Below are 16,461 nucleotides of genomic sequence, written 5' to 3' on the forward strand. Positions count from 1 at the left end.
GTGACCGGCCCTCCGATGCGGCCGTCGGGCTCGCAGGAGGCCTGGGTCGAATACCAGTATCGGGGGACGGAGCCCTGCCGCTACCGAGAGAGTTCTTACCCCCGGTTCTGGCGCGGATTATCAGGTAAAGGATCAGGATAAGGCCGCAAACGAAGGCGCCTAAGCCAATCGCGGCCGGATGCTCCAACATAAAGCGGTAGACAGCCGAAACCACAGCGACCAAAGCGCCGAGCAGAATTAATAGAGCCGTACCGCCTGACGATTTGCCGCGCCGTTTGGCCATGAAAAACCGTGTCACTGTCTGGCCGGCGCCCCGGCCCCCCCGCCACCTTTTGGGCGACATTTGCACGACATACAACCAACCGGAAGGTCCCGGTCTCGATAATTCGGGCAATCGGCGACTGTCAGCCGTTTCTCAGACGCCTTGGTCGTTGCCGGCAGGAATTCTCTCCCGCGAGACGGGCCTGAGACGGGCCAGAGAGGCACCCCAAAGCTAAGGCGATTTAACTCCCCTTAGCGCCCCGCAACGGAGTCCGCTACTAAATACCGCTGCGCCGTAGAATGCCTCAATTTCGAAAATCTTGTACCAAGCGGCCGCGATTCACTACCTTATGGTCCACCACTCTGTACGCGGTCGCGGCGGGCTCACAGGGCCCTCCGCCCGATCGTCGGCTCCGAGTGCTGCAGGACTTCAGGACGGCGCAACCGCGATTGTGAGCCGCGCCGACTTCCCGAAGCCCTCCAGCGAGGCTCCCTGCCGACGCGGAGGTCTCCGCGCCGCATTACAGGCGGGATCTACCCTTGGATCGCAGATCCGGAGATAGATCAGCCGCAGGCCGCTGGCCGAGCGCCAATGCAATCTTGGCGGCCGTCGGACGGACGGCGTTGGCGATAGGTCCGTCTACGGCCCAATCAACCAGCGACTGCGGACCGAGTACGGTGATGCTGGCAACAAGCCGATTGTCGGGATTCATTACCGGTGCAGAGATGCTTGAGTAGCCTTCGTTGACCTGGCAAATTGACGCCCCTTATCCCTGACGCCCTTAAGGTTGGCGGCACGGAGCGCCGGCTTCATGAACGAACCGTTCCACGCGGTTTCGCCAGTTCATCGAAGGCGGCGAGAGCCTTCCCGCCGTAGACGGTGGCCGGACCGCCACCCATCTCGATCGCCACAACGATCGTTTCTATCACTTCTTGCCGGCTTGAACCGTGCCGGATGGCGTTTTGAACGTGAAACACTATGCACCCCTCGCATTTCACGCTGATTGCGATTGCAAGCGCCATGAGTTCCTTCGTCTTAGGCGATAGCTCGCCTTCTCCGGATGCAACTCTTATCAGGCCTTGAAAGGCCTGCATCGCGTCAGGAGCGGCCTTGAACAGCTCGAGACTTTGCTGACGGGATTCACTCGCAATCTCTTTGAAGGGCATCACGAACCTCGACGGTTGAACCAGCGGCTGGACTCAGGATAGATCGGATACGATCGACAGAGATCTCGTACTCGTTCGATCACCGGCGCGCTTTCTGCCGAAGAATCTCCGGATACGAGCGCTCTCAAAGTCCTGAGTATCAAGGCGCCTATTTCCCTGAACTCTTCTTCCCGAAAGCCGCGTGTGGTTCCGGCAGAAGTGCCAAGCCTGATTCCCGACGTCAGGGCCGGCTTCTGCGGATCGAAGGGAATTCCGTTCACACCCTGCGACACAGCTTTGCGACGCATCTTCTGGAGCAGAACACCGATATCAGGGTGATCCAGGTCTTGTTGGGACATGCCAAGCTCGACACCACCGCGCTCTATACGCGTGTCGCCACCAAGACCATCCGGGAGATCGTGAGCCCGTTCGATCGCATTACAGCCAAGCTCAGGGAGGGCGCCGAACCGCCCGCCTGAAGCGCGGCGCGTGTCGCGTCCATCGCTGGAGGTCGCGGATATCTTCCGCGGCCACGGCCCGGCATGGCGCCGGGCCAATGCCGGCCATGTCAGCCTCGGCCAACTCAAGGTGATGTCGGCGATCGAGAACTGCCGCACGGCGGCCCTCGGCGGCCATGTCGCGCGCTGCGAGCAGTGCGCGCACAGCCAGATCTCGTACAATAGTTGCCGCAACCGGCACTGCCCGAAGTGCCAGGGCGCGGCAGCAAAGGACTGGCTGGCGGCGCGCGAGACCGACCTGCTGCCGGTGCCGTACTATCATGTCGTGTTCACACTGCCGGCGGCCGTCGCCGACATCGCCTACCAGAACAAGGCTGTCATTTATGATTTGCTGTTCAAGGCATCCGCCGAGACCCTGATCACCATCGCAGCCGACCCCAAGCACCTCGGCGCCCGCGTCGGCATCACCTCGGTCCTCCATACCTGGGGCTCCGCCATGACCCATCATCCGCACGTGCACATGATCGTGCCGGGCGGCGGAATCTCATTCGACGGCGAGCGCTGGGTGGCGTGCCGGCCCGGCTTTTTCCTGCCGGTGCGCGTGCTCTCTCGCCTGTTCCGCCGACTGTTCCTGGAGAAGCTGATCGCGGCCCACAAAGCCGGCCACCTGAAGTTCTTCGGCGGCCACGCCGCCCTCGCTGACGCACAGGCGTTCGTCGCGTATCTCGCCCCATTGCGCCGTGTCGAATGGGTGGTCTATGCCAAGCGCCCGTTCGGCGGGCCACAGGCCGTTTTGGCCTATCTGTCGCGCTATACCCACCGTGTCGCCATCGCCAACAGCAGATTGATTGCCTGCGACCGCAACGGCGTCACCTTCCGATGGAAGGACTATCGCACCGAAGGTCGTGATCGCCAGAAGGTCATGACACTCGGTACCGCCGAGTTCATCCGCAGATTCCTGACCCACGTCCTGCCGCACGGCTTCCACCGCATCCGCCACTACGGCCTGCTCGCCAGCGGCACGCGCGCCGGTAACATCGTCCGAGCGCGCCGATTGCTCGACCCATCAACGGCACAGCCCGAGGCCGCGGATACAAGGCGCGCCGAGACTGAGGAACCCAAGCCGCTATCGCAGCCGTGCCCGTGCTGCGGCGGTCACATGATTATCATCGAGAGGTTCCAGCGCGGATGCTCACCGCGCACCCGTCCCGCCGCAGCCCCTGCCACGATCAGAATCGACACATCATGATCAGATCACGTTCGATGCAACATCCCAGTGCTGCAGTTCCGCTGCGCCGGCTATCGGTCGGCAATGACCATGCTCGCCGTCGCGCTGCTCACGATAGTCGCCGTCTCATTCCATCACCGCCGCGCAACTCCGATTCTGCTCCTTGCAACCGGCCGACCCGCTTCGTAGCGCCCGCGATCGCCTGCCGAGAAAGCTCCCAACCCACCTCGGAAAAAGACCGGCAGCAGCTAAATCCCCATAGCGCCTGACGCACCACCTCGCCACGCCTCCCGCGGTTTCCTCCCCTGGAGGTTTGCGTACGCCGGCCCCCGTGACCACCGCGCCACCTTCATGGGCCGCCATCCGCAAACCTTCACACAAGCGGCCGTTTCCCGATTTCAGTTTGACAGAGAGGGATCATCTAAGACCACCTCACCCCGCGATAGTGCCGCCGCCATCCACCACCACAGTCGAACCTGTCGCGAACGGGGTGGATGCCAAGTACAATACCGCGTTCGCAACATCGGAAGATTCTCCGATGCGCCGGATCGGCAATCGCTCAGATACGCTGGCAAACATTGCCTCGCGTTCGGTTTCTGCCATGCCGGCCCACAATGGAGTCGCGATCAGTCCGGGCGAGACTGCGTTCACTCTGGTCGGAGCGAGCTCAAGAGCCAGGCCGCGGCCAGCGCCTCGAGTGCGGCGTTGACGGCGCCTTGCAGAACGGTATTCGCCGACGGGCGAACGCTGCGGAAGCCGGAGTCCGAAAATCCTGGGCGGAGCTTCTAGGGCTAAGGCGTCCGGTTACTGCGCGGCGGCAACGCGCCCTGTGTAGGTCCCAGTCAGAAGATCGACGCCCTTGTCGGCGACCGCCATGACGGTGGCGTTCGTGTTGGCGCTGATGATCCTGGGCATAATGGAGGCGTCCATGACCCGAAGGCCGTCTATCCCCTTGACCCGCAAGTCGGGCGTGACCACGGTCGTGGGGTCTTCCGCCCTGCCCATGCGGCAGGTGCCGACCGGGTGAAAGTTGCTCTGCGTCGTCGCTTTCATGTATTCGACGAGCTCCGCGTCGTCCGTTGTTGCCTGTCCCGGCGACAGCTCTTCTTCCACGATGTCAATGAACGGTGCTGTTGCGACGATCGTCCGGAGATACTTTAGCGCCTTCAATAGGCGTCGCGTGTCTTCCGGATCGCTCATCCAATTCGGATCGACCTCAGCGTCATCCTCTGGAAGCGCCGATTTCAAGCGGACGGACCCGTAGGAAAGCGGGCGAACCAAATTGGCCAGAAGCGTAACGGCGTTGCGTGGCTTGACCGTCAGTGTCGGCCACATCAGACCAATGCAATAGATTTGGATATCTGGCGGCCCGGCGGGATCGTCCAAATTGACGAACGCCATCGTCTCGGATCCCGTGGAAGCGATAGGGCCTGTGCCAAAAGCGTAATACTGAATGACGTTCCGGATCAGCTTGATCCCTGCGTCCTCGCCGAAATAACCAAACGGGCCCTTCGTCGAAAGCGACAGAAAGACTTCGTTGTGATCTTGCAGATTCTGGCCGACGCCGGGCAGGTCGGCTACGACTGGGATGTCGAACTGGGCCAGGTGATCGGCGGGTCCGATCCCTGAAAGCATCAGGAGCTTGGGCGTGGCGAGCGCCCCGGCCGTCAAGACGACTTCATGCGTCGCCTTCGCCTGATGAACCTTCCCGTCTTTGACGTATTCGATCCCGATCGCCCGCTGACCGTCGAACAGCACCCGGTTGGCCCTCGCTTCGGTAACCAGGGTCAACCGCTCGTCGCCGATCACCGGCCTCAAGAACGAGTCCGCCGAGCTGCGGCGTTTTCCTCGAAAGGTCGTCGATTGTTCGTACCCCACGCCGTGCAGCTGACCGCCCGTGAAATCGTCGGTGAAAGGGACTTTCAGTTTTTGCAGCGTCCGGACGAAGATGTTGGCGGCCTCGGAGATGTAGGCCGGGTCGGAAACCTTGAGAGGCCCGTCTCCACTGTGCGCGGCGTTCTCCAGCCTGACGTTGCCCTCCTGCTTGCGGAAGTAGGGGACCAGATCGTCCCAGCCCCAGCCCGCATCGCCGGATAACGTGTTCCAACGGTCATAGTCGTCCTTGGAGCCGCGGGCGTAGGTCATGGCGTTGACCGAGCTTCCCCCGCCAACGACGTTCCCTTGCATGATGTCGACGGCTCGCCCCTCGAGCGCGGGCTGGGGCGTCGAAGTGTAGCGCTTGATGTAGGGCGATTTGCCGAACACGATTTTGACGGCGCCAGCGGGAATGTGGATCAGCATATTGTCGTCGAGCGGCCCGGCCTCCAAAAGCAACACCGTCGCCCCATGGTCTTTGACCAAGCGGCTGGCCACGACGCAGCCGGCGCTGCCTGCTCCCACCACGATGTAGTCGAAGGTATCGGACACTGAGGTCATTTGGTTTTTTCCTTCAAATGAAAGCCAGGACTCCGCAAACTCCAGGCAATAGACCTAGAAGTCGCGATCGAGGTCGGGGAAGAACTCGGCAAGCAAATTGCCGATGTACTGTGTGAGGTTCGGGAGGCTTCGGGCGTAGTCGGTCAGCCTGGGATGCATCTCGCGGAGCTGATAGACCAGGATGGTCATTCCAAAGACGACCGCGTCAAAAGACGTCGGCCGGTCGGTCCCGAGAAGATAGCGATTTTCGCCCAGAATTTCGGCGACGGCCGCGAGGTCCTTGGACGCCTTGTCCACGATTTCGGCGGGCGTATAACGCGCGATGCCCTGCTTGTAGGTGCGGTCTTCCATGTCGTCCCGCAGCCCCTGAAGGCCGGGGCCTATTCCGCCGAAGGCATGCTCGAAGAACCAGTCCGAACCTTCTTGATCATAGAACTCGTAGATCAGCGCGATCCAATAGAGGTGGTCCTCCAGCGTACGCTGGACGAGGTGGCCGACAGCGCGCTGATGGTCGCTCAAACCGGCGTCGGGATCTGGAAAGGCGGTCTTCAGAAAGCCGATGACCAGGTCGGAATCGGCGACTTTCACGCCATCGACCGTGATGAAAGGCACCTTTCCACGCGGCGCATTGCCAACGCCCTGCTCGGCGACGGGTTCGAAGGGGATTCCCTGGAAACGAAGATGAGCTGTCAGCTTCGCAGAAAAAGGCGACAGCGTCGGAACCCTGCGCGCGACGTCGGGATCGAAAATGCCGAAGCGGTGCAGAGTCATGACAGTCGACGGTCCAAAATGGACCTTATCGTACGGGTTCACATAGACGGGGATCTTCTTCATCACAGGCGTCCTTCATCTCGATTCACGCTCACAGCCGTGAGCAGACCAGACCGAAGGCAGCGGCTCCGCCCGTCGTTTCTGGTGCACGTGGGGTATCGGGCATTTTCGAGACGATGATAATCGGATGAATGTCGACAGGACTTTTCGGGATTTGCGAGCAATGTCGTTAAAGCGGCATCCGAACGGTCAGTCCGCGACCAGATTCTTCGCCAGGAAATCGATGAACGTTCGCACACGCTGACTGGAGACGCTGCCTGCGGTGACAGCGTACAGATTGGCGTTGGAAGTCACGAACGTGTCGAGAGCGGTGACAAGTGCGCCAGAGGCAAGCTCCTTGCGGATATCCAAATCGTTTCGCATGATGACGCCGTGGCCGTCGAGCGCCCATTGGCGAAGAACGCCGCCATCGTTGGCAACGCGATTGCCCGCAACACGAACCGTAACCGGTCGTCCCTCAACGGTGAAAGACCACGAAGAAAAGGTCGATCCAGGGCGCGGGTGGACGAGGCAATTGTGCGCGGCCAGGTCATCTGGGTGATTGGGTGCAGCATGGTTTGCCCAATAGGATGGCGCGGCGCACACCACGCGGCGCCCTCGAAGCATCAGTCGAGCCTTGAGAGCCGAATCCGCCAAGGGGCCATTGCGGAGTGCTAGGTCAATGTCCTGCTCCACGAGATCGACGACACCATCGGACAAGTGCAGCGCAATTTGTACGGCGGGGTGTAAGTCGAGGAAGCGATCGATCAGCGGCGCTACTTCGGTCCGGCCAAAATCTTGCGTGGCCGTCATCCGGATTGGGCCGCGCAAGGGCCCATCCTGAACCCCGGCGATGGATGCGTCCCAGTCTGCCAAGAGCTTTCTAGCATCGGCGAGAAAACGTCGCCCTTCGAACGTGAAGCTCAATCTGCGGGTCGATCGCGTGATCAGACTAACACGCGCCTGCTCTTCCAACTGCTGAAGCGCGACCGTCACCGTTGAGGTCGAAACAGACACTTGGCGGGCGGCGGCTGAAAAGCTGCCGGTCTCAGCTATCGTTACGTACAGGCGGAGGGCTTCCAGGGTGTCCATTTCTCGCAAATCCCGAAAGGTCCAATCGAGAATAGCCTAATTATCAACGAGACAAAAGCAATCGATATTGGCTTCAACAAGCAGGAGAAGCCCATGTCCACCTCATCGACGATAGCCGACAGCCGTGCCCCCTCTGCCAACCACACGATCATCCGTGTCGGCCTGATCGGCGTCGGAAACTGGGCCTTGAACGGCCCCGTTCGCGTGCTCAGCCTTATGCCGCAATATGAAATGGCGGCTGTCTACAGCCAGCGTCGCGACGCCGCGCAGTCTGCGGCGGACACCTTCGGTATCCGGCATGTCGTCGGATCGATCGATGAATTGGTTCGCCATCCAGACGTCGACATCGTCCTCGTGCTCACGACAGGTCCGCAGCACGAGGAAGCGGTACGCGCAGCGATCGCTGCGGGGAAGACCGTGTACTGCGAGTGGCCCTTGACGCCGGACTCGAAGACCTCGGCTGAACTGGTCGACCTTGCGGCAAAAGCCGGTGTGCAAACCATTCTCGGCACCCAACGCCGGTTCGCGCCAGGGCTGCGCTATCTGAAGGATCTTCTCGGCGATGGCTACGTCGGTCGTGTGCGCTCGGTCAGGATGCATGTGACGGTGAGCGGTTTCGGCAAAAATCGCAGCAAGGCGCTTCGTTGGAGCGCCTTCCCCGAAAATTTCATGGGCGTTACCTCAATTTTCGGCGCGCACTTGATGGACCCGCTCTTCTCGATCGTAGGCCGTCCGACTGAGATCTCGGCCGTTTCTGTCAACCAATGGCCGGAAATCACAATCGTCGAAACGGGCGAGGAGATCAGCACGAAGGTTCCGGATCAATTGCTGCTGCAAGGCATCCTCGCAAGCGGAGCGGTGTTCGCCGTTCATATCGAGGGCGGGAAGCATCATGGCACCGGCGTTCAGATCGATATCACGGGTGATGATGGTGACTTGCAGATCACCAACACCTCGGCATTCGGGGACGTGGGCGAAGAATATAATCTATTCGGTGCCCGCGTAGCGGACACCAGGATGGCGCCACTCGCAGTGCCCGCATCGTACAACTGGTTGCCACCCTCTGATCTTCCTAGCGGCGTGCTGGAGCTCGCCGATCTCTTCGAGGTTCATGCTCGCGATCTCGCAAGCGGCTCGCGAACCGTGCCCAGCTTCGAGGACGCCCTGTTCATGCAGCGGCTGCTTGAACAGGCAGCGGTCTCGTCAGCCAGCGGAGATCGCATCAAGCTTTAGACGCCGCCGCGGCCGGTCCTCCGCCTTCGGGCAAATCACACCGGCCGCGACCATCCTCCACCAACTGCCAGGTAACATTCGCGCCGCTCTGCGAGCAGGCGAACGATGATCACTGGAGCTTTTGAAAGGCGAAATGTCATGCCAACCACCGCGAGAGTCGCCCGTATTCACGAATATGGTCCTCCCGAAGTCCTGAGGTTCGAGGACATCGTCGTGGATGAGCCGGGCGACGATGAAGCATTGATCCGCAACACCGTCATAGGTCTCAACTTCGTCGACGTTTATTATCGTAGAGGTACTCTTCCGGTCCCTGCCTTTCCAGCGATCATCGGCGACGAGGCCGCCGGGGTAGTCGAAGCCGTTGGCAAAAACGTCGAGAACGTCAGCGTGGGTGACCGCGTCGTCTATGGCGATATCGCATTTGGCGCCTACGCTACGGCCCGCTTGCATCCTGCAGACCGGCTTGTCCGCATTCCGGCAGGTGTTTCTGACGACCAGGCAGCTAGTGCCTTTCTAAAGGGGCTCACCGCTCGCTATCTGCTAAAAGAGGTGATCGAGCTCCGACCCGGTGACACCGTTCTGTATCATGCAGCAGCGGGCGGTGTAGGCCAGATTTTCGTTCAATGGGCGAAAGCACTTGGCCTAAAGGTGATCGGCACAGTGTCCAGCGACGCCAAGGCGAAGCTTGCACGTCATGCCGGCTGCGACCACGTCATCAATTATTCCTCCGAAGACTTCGTCGCCGAAGCGCTCGCGTTCACCGCAGGCAAAGGCGTGGCAGCTGTTTTCGACTCCGTCGGGGCGGACACGTTCCGTGGGTCGCTGGCAGTTCTCAGGCCGCGCGGAACGCTTGTGCAATTCGGGAATGCGTCTGGGTTCCCGGAACCGGTGGACCCATTCGAGTTGGCACCACGCGCGCTTTATCTGACGTGGCCCATTCTCCCTCACTATACGTCCACTGCAGAAGATCTGGCGATCGCCGCAGCCGACCTATTCGACGCAATCGCGACGGGAATTCTCAAGGTCGATCCCAGCAATCTTTATCCGTTTAGCCAGCTGATCGAGGCTCACCATGATCTCGAAGAGCGCCGAACCACCGGCGCGGCAGTGCTGCGTGTCACGGCCGCCGATCTCACTTGATCAAATCTCATGCGCCGCGACGTCCGGAGACGCCCGCGGCCCCGATCCACGAAACAATGCTCAACTAAAGGAATATTGCGATGAATACTTCTGTGATTGAAGCGATCGAGCGCCAGAAAACCACCAACCTTTACGATGCGTCGAAAAGCATTCCCGACGATGAAATTCGTGAGCTGGTGCGCCTGGCGACATTCTCCCCGACCGCGTTCCACCTGCAGAATTGGCGCTTTATAGCAGTGCGGTCGCCGGAAGCCAAAGCAAGGCTGCGGGCGGTTGCGGCTAATCAGCCCAAGGTTACCGAAGCTGCCGTCACTTTCATCATGGTCGGTGAACTGGCCGTGGCTGACGTGATGGCTGATCGACTGGCGGGCTCGGTTGCGGCAGGTTTCATGCCTGTCGAGATGGTGCCGGGCTGGGAAGCCGCAGCAAAATCGCTTTACTTCGAGAAGCCTCAGACCCAGCGCGATGAGGCAATTCGATCGGCGACCTTTGGCGCAAGCGGACTGATTCACGCCGCGCAGGCGATGGGTCTGGGCACTACGCCGATGATCGGGTTTGATCCGGTCGGCGTGTCACGTGAGTTTAGTCTCAGTGATAATGAGGTCCCGGCTCTGCTCGTTGCCGTCGGCTATCCGACGGAGGCGAATTGGCCGCAGAAGCCGCGTCGGCCGATTTTGGACGTGCTCGCGTTCGCGTAACTCTTCTGACCAGCGCCGGTCGCGTTTCACACCAGCCTCGTCGAACTCTCGGGAGATCGGCTGTGTGGTGAATCCGCCCAGCCGCGTACCGGATACCCCTACCGGCGATCGCCGTGTAATGTCAGCGACAACGGTCAACCATGCCTCGAACCTCCTTGTGCACTCGCGGTAGCCGTTACCGAGCGAGTTGAGAACCGGCGCCGATAGTCACGTGGCGATATCGCCAAGTGGCGTTGGAACGTGGTGCGCATCCGTTCTTCATCGCCAAAACCGCAGTTGCGGGCGATGCGGTCGACGCCTTGCTCGGTTTCTTCCAGCAGGCGCCTGGCGGCCTCCAGCCGGAACACTTCGACTGCTTTGGCCGGAGTACGGCCTGTCTTTGCCTTATAGCTTCGAGCGAAGTTTCTCGAACTCATGCCCACGCGTTCGGCGAGCAGATCGACATTCAGCCGTTCGTCGCTGAGATTGTTCGAGATCCAGATATGAAGGTTCTCGAAAGCGGTGGAAGTCAAAGTCTGGGATTGCAGAAGCTCGCTGAACTGCGACTGACCACCCGGCCGCTTCATGTAGATCACCAACTCCCGCGCGACCTGCATGGCGATATCGCGACCGCAATCCGCCTGGATAAGGGCCAGCGCGAGATCGATCCCAGCGCTGACCCCCGCCGACGTCCAGATCGGACCGTCCTGAATGAAAATCGCGTCGCGTTCGACGGTCAGGCTCTCGTAGCGCTGATCTAACAGCTCGCATGAGGCCCAATGGGTTACGGCGCGACGGCCGTCAAGCAAACCAGCTTCCGCCAACAGGAACGCTCCGCCACACACCGAAGCAGTTCGCCGTGCTTTGGATGCATGGGCTTCCAGCCAACGCACCAAGCGACCATCGGCAAGCGTAGGCTCCATGTTCAGCGCACCTGGAACCACGATGGTGTCCATCTCTACACTTTCGAACTGTGATATCGGCGCCGTCTCGATCGTCACCCCCTCGGCCGTCAGGATCGGTCCGCCGTCGAGGCTCACTGTGTGGCGGGCATAGCCGTGCCGCCCCTGCTGCTCCATGAACTTCGATGCTGACCAGAACACCGTGAGCGGACCGGTGAGGTCGAGCAGCCCCATTCCTTCGAAGGCTACGAAAAGCGCACAGCGGGCGAGCGGATCGATGCTGGTCATCATGGCTGAAATCAAGGAGTATATGTCATTTCGGACAGGTTATCACACGCCTAACGTTGGCTTGTCAATCACGGGCCGGGCGATAGCCGCGACCCCAGCGTCAGGAGAAAGACTATGTTTGATACCTCTTCTGCATCTAAGGGCGTGAAGTTCGCGCTGCTGGAAGGGCAATTGCTCGCCGGCGAAATCGATCACGCGGCGTTCGTCGGTCAGGCCGCAGATCTAGGCTTCCCCACCACCGCAGTCGGTGACGCCGCTGAGAAATTCAGGGCCATAGCTGCGAACCAAGCAGTTCGCCGCGCCAACCTGCGATCAAGCTACGATTACATCGTGATCGGATCAGGCGCTTCCGGTTCAGTTGTCGCGCGTCGCCTGGCAGAGAACCGCGATGCGCAGGTTCTGCTGCTCGAGGCCGGCGGCGATGATCTGAAGCCGGGCATCCTGATCACCGAGACTTGGTTTTTCAACCTGGGCGGCGAGTTCGATTGGAATTTTGGTGCGGAGCGCAGCCCAAGCGTGAACAGCCGCTCGATCGTTCAGGCCATGGGCAAGGCCCTCGGCGGTGGCACCAGCATCAACGGGATGGTCTGGGCCCGCGGTCACAAGAACGATTTTGATTTCTGGGCCAGGCAGGCCGGCGATGACGCCTGGGACTATCGGCATATCCTCGACATCTATCGGGGGATCGAGGACTGGCATGGCGCCCCCGATCCTGAACGACGCGGTAGCGGCGGCGACGTCTTCGTGCAGCCCGCCCCCAATCCTGGTTCGATCGCGCCGGCCTTCCTCAAGGCCGCCGAGTCCCTGGGCATCCCCACCTTCGCGGACCAGAACGGCGTGATGCAGGAAGGTTCCGGCGGCGCGGCGATCACCAACGTTCGTATCCGCGATGGTCGCAGGCTGAACGTTCCGGCGAGCTACCTGTACCCGGTAATGGACCAGCCTAATTTGACCGTGCTGACGGGTGCTCATGTCAATCGCCTCACCCTGGAAGGGACCACCATCATCGGCGTGGAATTCGAGTGGCAGGGCAAGATCCGTGCGATCAGGTCCTCGAGCGACGTCGTGCTGTCGGCGGGCGCCATCCAGACCCCGAAGCTCTTGATGCTGTCGGGCATCGGCGACCGCACCGAACTCGATCGTTTCGGTATCTCCACCGTTTCCCATCTGCCCGGCGTTGGCCAAAATCTCCAGGATCACCCGATCATCGGTGGCGGGCTCTGGGAGGCGCCGGGACCGATTACCATCCGCAACAATGCAGCCGAGGCCAATCTCTTCACCAGGAGCCGTCCGGAACTCGACACACCGGACCTGCACATTTGGCACATCGAGGCTCCTTATTTGTCCGAGGTAACGGGACGCCATGCCGTCGAGAACGTGTGGTCGATCAGCCCCGCGCTGGTTCGTCCGGAAAGTCGCGGCTTTCTTCGGCTGAAATCGGTTGATCCGCATCAGGCGCCCGAGATTCACGCCAACATGCTGAGCGATCCGCGCGACCTCGCGGCTTTGCGCCGGGGCATGGCGATCGCCCGCGACCTCGGTAATTCCGAGGCGATGAAGCCCTTCGTCAAGCGCGAGATCCTGCCCGGCCCCTTGGCCGGCGAGGCGCTCGACAACCTGATCCGGGACGGGGCGATGTCGATGTATCACCCGACCGGCACCGCCAAGATGGGGCGGGACGATCTGTCGGTCGTAAACGCCGAACTGAGGGTCTACGGGGTGAAAAATCTCCGTATCGCCGACGGATCGATCATGCCGAGCATCACCACGGGCAACACCCAGGCGCCCTGCGTGATCATCGGCGAGCGCATGGCCGATATCCTCACGGCTTGAGCACCGCGCGAAGCGCCGCCGCTGCGGCGGCGCTTCGAGCTTCTTACGGAAGGACGAAATACGTCACGGCAGGCGCGCCTGGAATGATTCCTGGCGGTCTTTGCCACAAATTGGAGAACAGACAGATGAACGACTACAGGCTTTTGATCGATGGGAAGTTGGTGTCCGGCGCGATGGCGCTGAACGTGGTCAATCCGGCGACGGAGGAAGTGGTTGCCGTGGCGCCGAGGGCAGACCGCGCGCAACTCGAACAGGCCGTCGCCGCGGCCAAAGCGGCCTTTCCGCGGTGGTCGGAGACGCCGGTGCGGGACCGCGGCGCGCTGCTGGCCCGGCTGGCTGATGCGGTTGAAGCGCGTCAGGCCGAGTTTGCGGAAATCCTGACGGCGGAAAATGGCAAGCCGATCGCACAGGCGGTGCACGAGATGGCGGCCGTCGTAGCCGCGATGCGCTATTATGCGGGTCTCGACCTGGCGCCCCGGATCCTGAAGGAGAACGCGTCCGAGAAGATCATCGAACAACCCATGCCGCTCGGCGTGGTCGGAGCGATATCGGCGTGGAACGTGCCGATGATCCTTCTGGCCGCGAAGATCGCGCCGGCGCTGCTTGCAGGCAACACCGTTGTCGCCAAGCCGGCGGCGACGACACCGCTGGCGGCGCTTAAACTGGGTGAGCTGTGCGCTGATATTCTGCCGCCTGGCGTGATCAACATCATTGTCGACGCCAATGATCTTGGCGACGCGCTCACCAGGCATCCGGACGTCGCCAAAATCGCATTCACGGGCTCGACTGCGACCGGCAGGAAAGTCATGGAAAGCGCGGCCGGAACGCTGAAGCGCCTCACGCTGGAACTCGGCGGCAACGACGCCGCCATTGTGCTCGACGATGTCAATCCAAAGGAAATAGCGCCCGATCTGTTCGCCGGCGCGACCTTCAATTCGGGCCAAGGCTGCGTCGTGATCAAGCGCCTCTACGTTCATGATTCGCAATATGAGGAATTCTGCGAGGAACTTGGGCGGCTGGCTCGCGAGGCCATCGTGGACGACGGCGCCAAGCCGGAAGCCCAGATAGGGCCACTGCAGAACAAGGCACATTTTGAGAGGGTGAAGGGCTTCCTGGAGGATGCCAAACAGGACGGCGTTATCGTTGCGGGCGGCAATGTTCTGAAGCGCAAGGGCTATTTCGTCGAACCAACGATTGTTCGCGACATCGGCGACGATACGCGATTGGTCAGGGAGGAACAGTTCGGCCCAATTCTGCCGGTGCTGCGATATGCCAAGGTCGAAGACGCCATCGCGCGCGCGAACGATACGGAGTTCGGGCTGGGGGGTAGCGTCTGGTCGAAGGACCCCGATCGGGCTTTCGCGGTGGCCTCGCAAATCAATTCGGGCACGGTCTGGATCAACAGGCATCTCAACCTGCAGCCCGACATTCCCTTCAGGGGCGACAAACAGTCCGGCATCGGAACCGAACTCGGCCACGCTGGCCTGGAGGAATATACGCAGCCCAGGATCATCAACATGGCCAAGCAGGCTTGATGCGCATCCGGCCGTCTTCGCGACGGCCGATGCCTTTCCGCTGGCTTCCTTGATAGGAAAAATCCCATGCTCTTCTCAGGCAAGAATATCATCGTCACTGGTGCCACAGGTGACCTTGGCACCGCCATCACCCAGCGCCTGATCGCGCAAGGCGCAAATGTCCTGGCCGTCGACTCCAACGAAGCCGGACTGGCACGCCTTATCACGGAGGTGTCGGGCCCCGGCGCGCTCCATACCTTCGTCGCCGACGTGAGCGATTCTGAACAAGTGCTCGGCTACGCTACCCGAGCCTTCGAACTCTGGGGAAAAGTCGACGGCTTCGTCAACAATGCAGGGGTCCAGACGCCGGTGCGTCCGATCGTCGAGTTCCCCGAAGAGGACTTCGATCGCGTCATGGCCGTCAATGTTCGCGGCGTGTTTCTCGGTATGAAATATGTGCTGCCGCGGATGCGTGGCGGCGGATCGGTGGTCAACATGTCGAGCGCGCTCGGCGTAGTCGGCGGCGCCGGGATCGTCGCCTATGTTGCCTCGAAGCACGCCATCATCGGCATGAGCAAGACCGCCGCGCTCGAACAAGGCGCTCGCGGCATCCGGGTCAACGCCTGCGCTCCTGGACCGATCGCCGGCCGGATGACCTCCAAGCTGGCTGACGAGGTGTTCGCCGGAACCAGCAAGACGTTCGCCGAGACCGTCCCGTTGGGTCGCCACGGCACGCCGGAGGACGTGGCCGGCATGGTTGCGTTCCTGCTGTCCGACGACTCCGGCTATGCCACCGGAACGACCCACTCTGTCGATGGCGGCTTCACAACCGCCTAGCCGACCTAAACCCTGGCGTTATCCAACCCGACCTTGAGGAATGTCCCATGACCCAACGTTTGAACTACACCACCATTGCTCCGGTCGGCGTAAAGGCCCTTGGTGGCGTTTACGCCTATATCGCGCAATCGAATTTGCCCGCTCAGCTCGTCAATCAGGTCTATCTGCGCGTCTCGCAGATCAACGGCTGTGCCTATTGCATCGACATGCATTCCCGCGACCTGCTTAAGGGCGGCTTGGCCGTCGAAAAGCTGGTGCTCGTCCCTGCCTGGCGCGAGGCAGGCTCCCTGTTCGACTCACGCGAACGTGCGGCTCTGGCTTGGGCTGAAACAGTTACGCGCGTCGCCGACACCGCTATACCGGATGGCGAATTCGAGTCTGCGTCGGCGGCGTTCTCTGAAAAGGAACTGGCCGACCTGACGATCGCGATCGGGCTGATGAATGCCTATAACCGGCTGGCCATCGGATTCCGCAACCCACCCAAGGCAGCTACTTGAATGTGAACGAAGTACGCCGACGGGCCGCCCATCCGGCGACCGAGGCTGGTTTCGCACGGAGCTTCAGCTCAGGCCACAAGACGGGAAGCCTCGATATGCTGTCCGGTCA

The 16,461-nt window shown here is 61.2% G+C and carries 14 protein-coding genes and 2 pseudogenes; 9 read left to right on the forward strand and 7 right to left on the reverse strand.

The window, feature by feature from the left end; genetic code table 11:
- Nucleotides 1-1,071: 1,071 nt before the first annotated feature.
- Entirely contained in the window at nt 1,072-1,428 is a 357-nt protein-coding gene (locus tag BLR13_RS11095; protein WP_074824452.1) for a carboxymuconolactone decarboxylase family protein, read from the reverse strand.
- Nucleotides 1,428-1,766 (reverse strand): hypothetical protein, encoded by a 339-nt coding sequence (locus BLR13_RS40080; protein WP_143039751.1) that lies wholly within the window; start codon nt 1,764-1,766, stop codon nt 1,428-1,430. Before BLR13_RS40080 ends, BLR13_RS11095 begins: the two co-directional genes overlap by 1 nt.
- On the opposite strand from BLR13_RS40080, the pseudogene BLR13_RS11100 reads away from it, so the two are divergent.
- A pseudogene (locus BLR13_RS11100) lies at nt 1,680-1,886 on the forward strand (tyrosine-type recombinase/integrase); the annotation flags it as partial. The gene BLR13_RS40080 and the pseudogene BLR13_RS11100 sit on opposite strands and share 87 nt — an antisense overlap.
- 10 nt (nt 1,887-1,896) lie before the next feature.
- Nucleotides 1,897-3,114 (forward strand): IS91 family transposase, encoded by a 1,218-nt coding sequence (locus tag BLR13_RS11105; protein WP_074824446.1) that lies wholly within the window; start codon nt 1,897-1,899, stop codon nt 3,112-3,114.
- Between the two features lie 411 nt (nt 3,115-3,525).
- On the opposite strand, the pseudogene BLR13_RS11110 reads toward BLR13_RS11105, so the two are convergent.
- The 4 genes and pseudogenes from BLR13_RS11110 to BLR13_RS11125 all read right to left on the reverse strand — a co-directional run.
- Nucleotides 3,526-3,854: pseudogene (locus BLR13_RS11110) on the reverse strand (SDR family oxidoreductase); the annotation flags it as partial.
- A 43-nt stretch (nt 3,855-3,897) separates the two neighbouring features.
- The gene (locus BLR13_RS11115; RefSeq protein ID WP_074824439.1) at nt 3,898-5,529 is read right to left on the reverse strand and encodes a GMC family oxidoreductase; all 1,632 of its coding nucleotides are present in this window, start codon (nt 5,527-5,529) and stop codon (nt 3,898-3,900) included.
- Between the two features lie 54 nt (nt 5,530-5,583).
- Complete coding sequence (locus tag BLR13_RS11120) at nt 5,584-6,363, reverse strand: glutathione S-transferase family protein (RefSeq protein ID WP_074824436.1); 780 nt, start codon at nt 6,361-6,363, stop codon at nt 5,584-5,586.
- Between the two features lie 186 nt (nt 6,364-6,549).
- Nucleotides 6,550-7,431: a LysR family transcriptional regulator gene (locus BLR13_RS11125; RefSeq protein WP_074824433.1), complete on the reverse strand. Its 882-nt coding sequence runs from the start codon at nt 7,429-7,431 to the stop codon at nt 6,550-6,552.
- A gap of 93 nt (nt 7,432-7,524) precedes the next feature.
- Here BLR13_RS11125 and BLR13_RS11130 point away from each other — a divergent pair, with 93 nt between their 5' ends.
- The 3 genes from BLR13_RS11130 (at nt 7,525) to BLR13_RS11140 (ending at nt 10,502) form a co-directional block, all read left to right on the forward strand.
- Nucleotides 7,525-8,664: a Gfo/Idh/MocA family protein gene (locus BLR13_RS11130; protein WP_074824431.1), complete on the forward strand. Its 1,140-nt coding sequence runs from the start codon at nt 7,525-7,527 to the stop codon at nt 8,662-8,664.
- Between the two features lie 138 nt (nt 8,665-8,802).
- Entirely contained in the window at nt 8,803-9,804 is a 1,002-nt protein-coding gene (locus BLR13_RS11135) for a quinone oxidoreductase family protein (RefSeq protein ID WP_074824428.1), read from the forward strand.
- An 80-nt stretch (nt 9,805-9,884) separates the two neighbouring features.
- Nucleotides 9,885-10,502, forward strand: coding sequence for a nitroreductase family protein (locus tag BLR13_RS11140; RefSeq protein WP_074824424.1), 618 nt, complete (start codon nt 9,885-9,887; stop codon nt 10,500-10,502).
- A gap of 134 nt (nt 10,503-10,636) precedes the next feature.
- Here BLR13_RS11140 and BLR13_RS11145 read toward each other — a convergent pair whose 3' ends face one another.
- Nucleotides 10,637-11,686, reverse strand: a complete 1,050-nt coding sequence (locus tag BLR13_RS11145; protein WP_197679543.1) for a GlxA family transcriptional regulator — start codon at nt 11,684-11,686, stop codon at nt 10,637-10,639.
- 129 nt (nt 11,687-11,815) lie between these two features.
- Between BLR13_RS11145 and BLR13_RS11150 the strand changes: the two genes are divergently transcribed.
- The 4 genes from BLR13_RS11150 to BLR13_RS11165 all read left to right on the forward strand — a co-directional run bounded on the left by BLR13_RS11150 (nt 11,816) and on the right by BLR13_RS11165 (nt 16,352).
- Nucleotides 11,816-13,504 (forward strand): GMC family oxidoreductase, encoded by a 1,689-nt coding sequence (locus BLR13_RS11150; protein ID WP_244525147.1) that lies wholly within the window; start codon nt 11,816-11,818, stop codon nt 13,502-13,504.
- 125 nt (nt 13,505-13,629) lie between these two features.
- Nucleotides 13,630-15,039 carry an aldehyde dehydrogenase family protein gene (locus BLR13_RS11155; RefSeq protein ID WP_074824419.1) on the forward strand — a complete coding sequence of 470 codons (1,410 nt, stop codon included), beginning with the start codon at nt 13,630-13,632 and terminating at the stop codon, nt 15,037-15,039.
- Between the two features lie 66 nt (nt 15,040-15,105).
- The gene (locus BLR13_RS11160) at nt 15,106-15,855 is read left to right on the forward strand and encodes an SDR family NAD(P)-dependent oxidoreductase (protein ID WP_074824417.1); all 750 of its coding nucleotides are present in this window, start codon (nt 15,106-15,108) and stop codon (nt 15,853-15,855) included.
- A gap of 47 nt (nt 15,856-15,902) precedes the next feature.
- Nucleotides 15,903-16,352, forward strand: coding sequence for a carboxymuconolactone decarboxylase family protein (locus BLR13_RS11165; RefSeq protein WP_074824414.1), 450 nt, complete (start codon nt 15,903-15,905; stop codon nt 16,350-16,352).
- The last annotated feature ends 109 nt before the right edge of the window (nt 16,353-16,461 follow it).

Origin of the sequence: Bradyrhizobium ottawaense (assembly GCF_900099825.1) — a bacterium.
Lineage (GTDB): Bacteria > Pseudomonadota > Alphaproteobacteria > Rhizobiales > Xanthobacteraceae > Bradyrhizobium > Bradyrhizobium ottawaense_A.

Coding starts and splice junctions, on each gene's coding strand:
- BLR13_RS11095 (WP_074824452.1), bottom strand. CDS start 1,428: ATGCCCTTCAAAGAGATTGCGAGTGAATCCCGTCAGCAAAGTCTCGAG.
- BLR13_RS40080 (WP_143039751.1), bottom strand. CDS start 1,766: ATGTCCCAACAAGACCTGGATCACCCTGATATCGGTGTTCTGCTCCAG.
- BLR13_RS11115 (WP_074824439.1), bottom strand. CDS start 5,529: ATGACCTCAGTGTCCGATACCTTCGACTACATCGTGGTGGGAGCAGGC.
- BLR13_RS11120 (WP_074824436.1), bottom strand. CDS start 6,363: ATGAAGAAGATCCCCGTCTATGTGAACCCGTACGATAAGGTCCATTTT.
- BLR13_RS11125 (WP_074824433.1), bottom strand. CDS start 7,431: ATGGACACCCTGGAAGCCCTCCGCCTGTACGTAACGATAGCTGAGACC.
- BLR13_RS11130 (WP_074824431.1), top strand. CDS start 7,525: ATGTCCACCTCATCGACGATAGCCGACAGCCGTGCCCCCTCTGCCAAC.
- BLR13_RS11135 (WP_074824428.1), top strand. CDS start 8,803: ATGCCAACCACCGCGAGAGTCGCCCGTATTCACGAATATGGTCCTCCC.
- BLR13_RS11140 (WP_074824424.1), top strand. CDS start 9,885: ATGAATACTTCTGTGATTGAAGCGATCGAGCGCCAGAAAACCACCAAC.
- BLR13_RS11155 (WP_074824419.1), top strand. CDS start 13,630: ATGAACGACTACAGGCTTTTGATCGATGGGAAGTTGGTGTCCGGCGCG.
- BLR13_RS11160 (WP_074824417.1), top strand. CDS start 15,106: ATGCTCTTCTCAGGCAAGAATATCATCGTCACTGGTGCCACAGGTGAC.
- BLR13_RS11165 (WP_074824414.1), top strand. CDS start 15,903: ATGACCCAACGTTTGAACTACACCACCATTGCTCCGGTCGGCGTAAAG.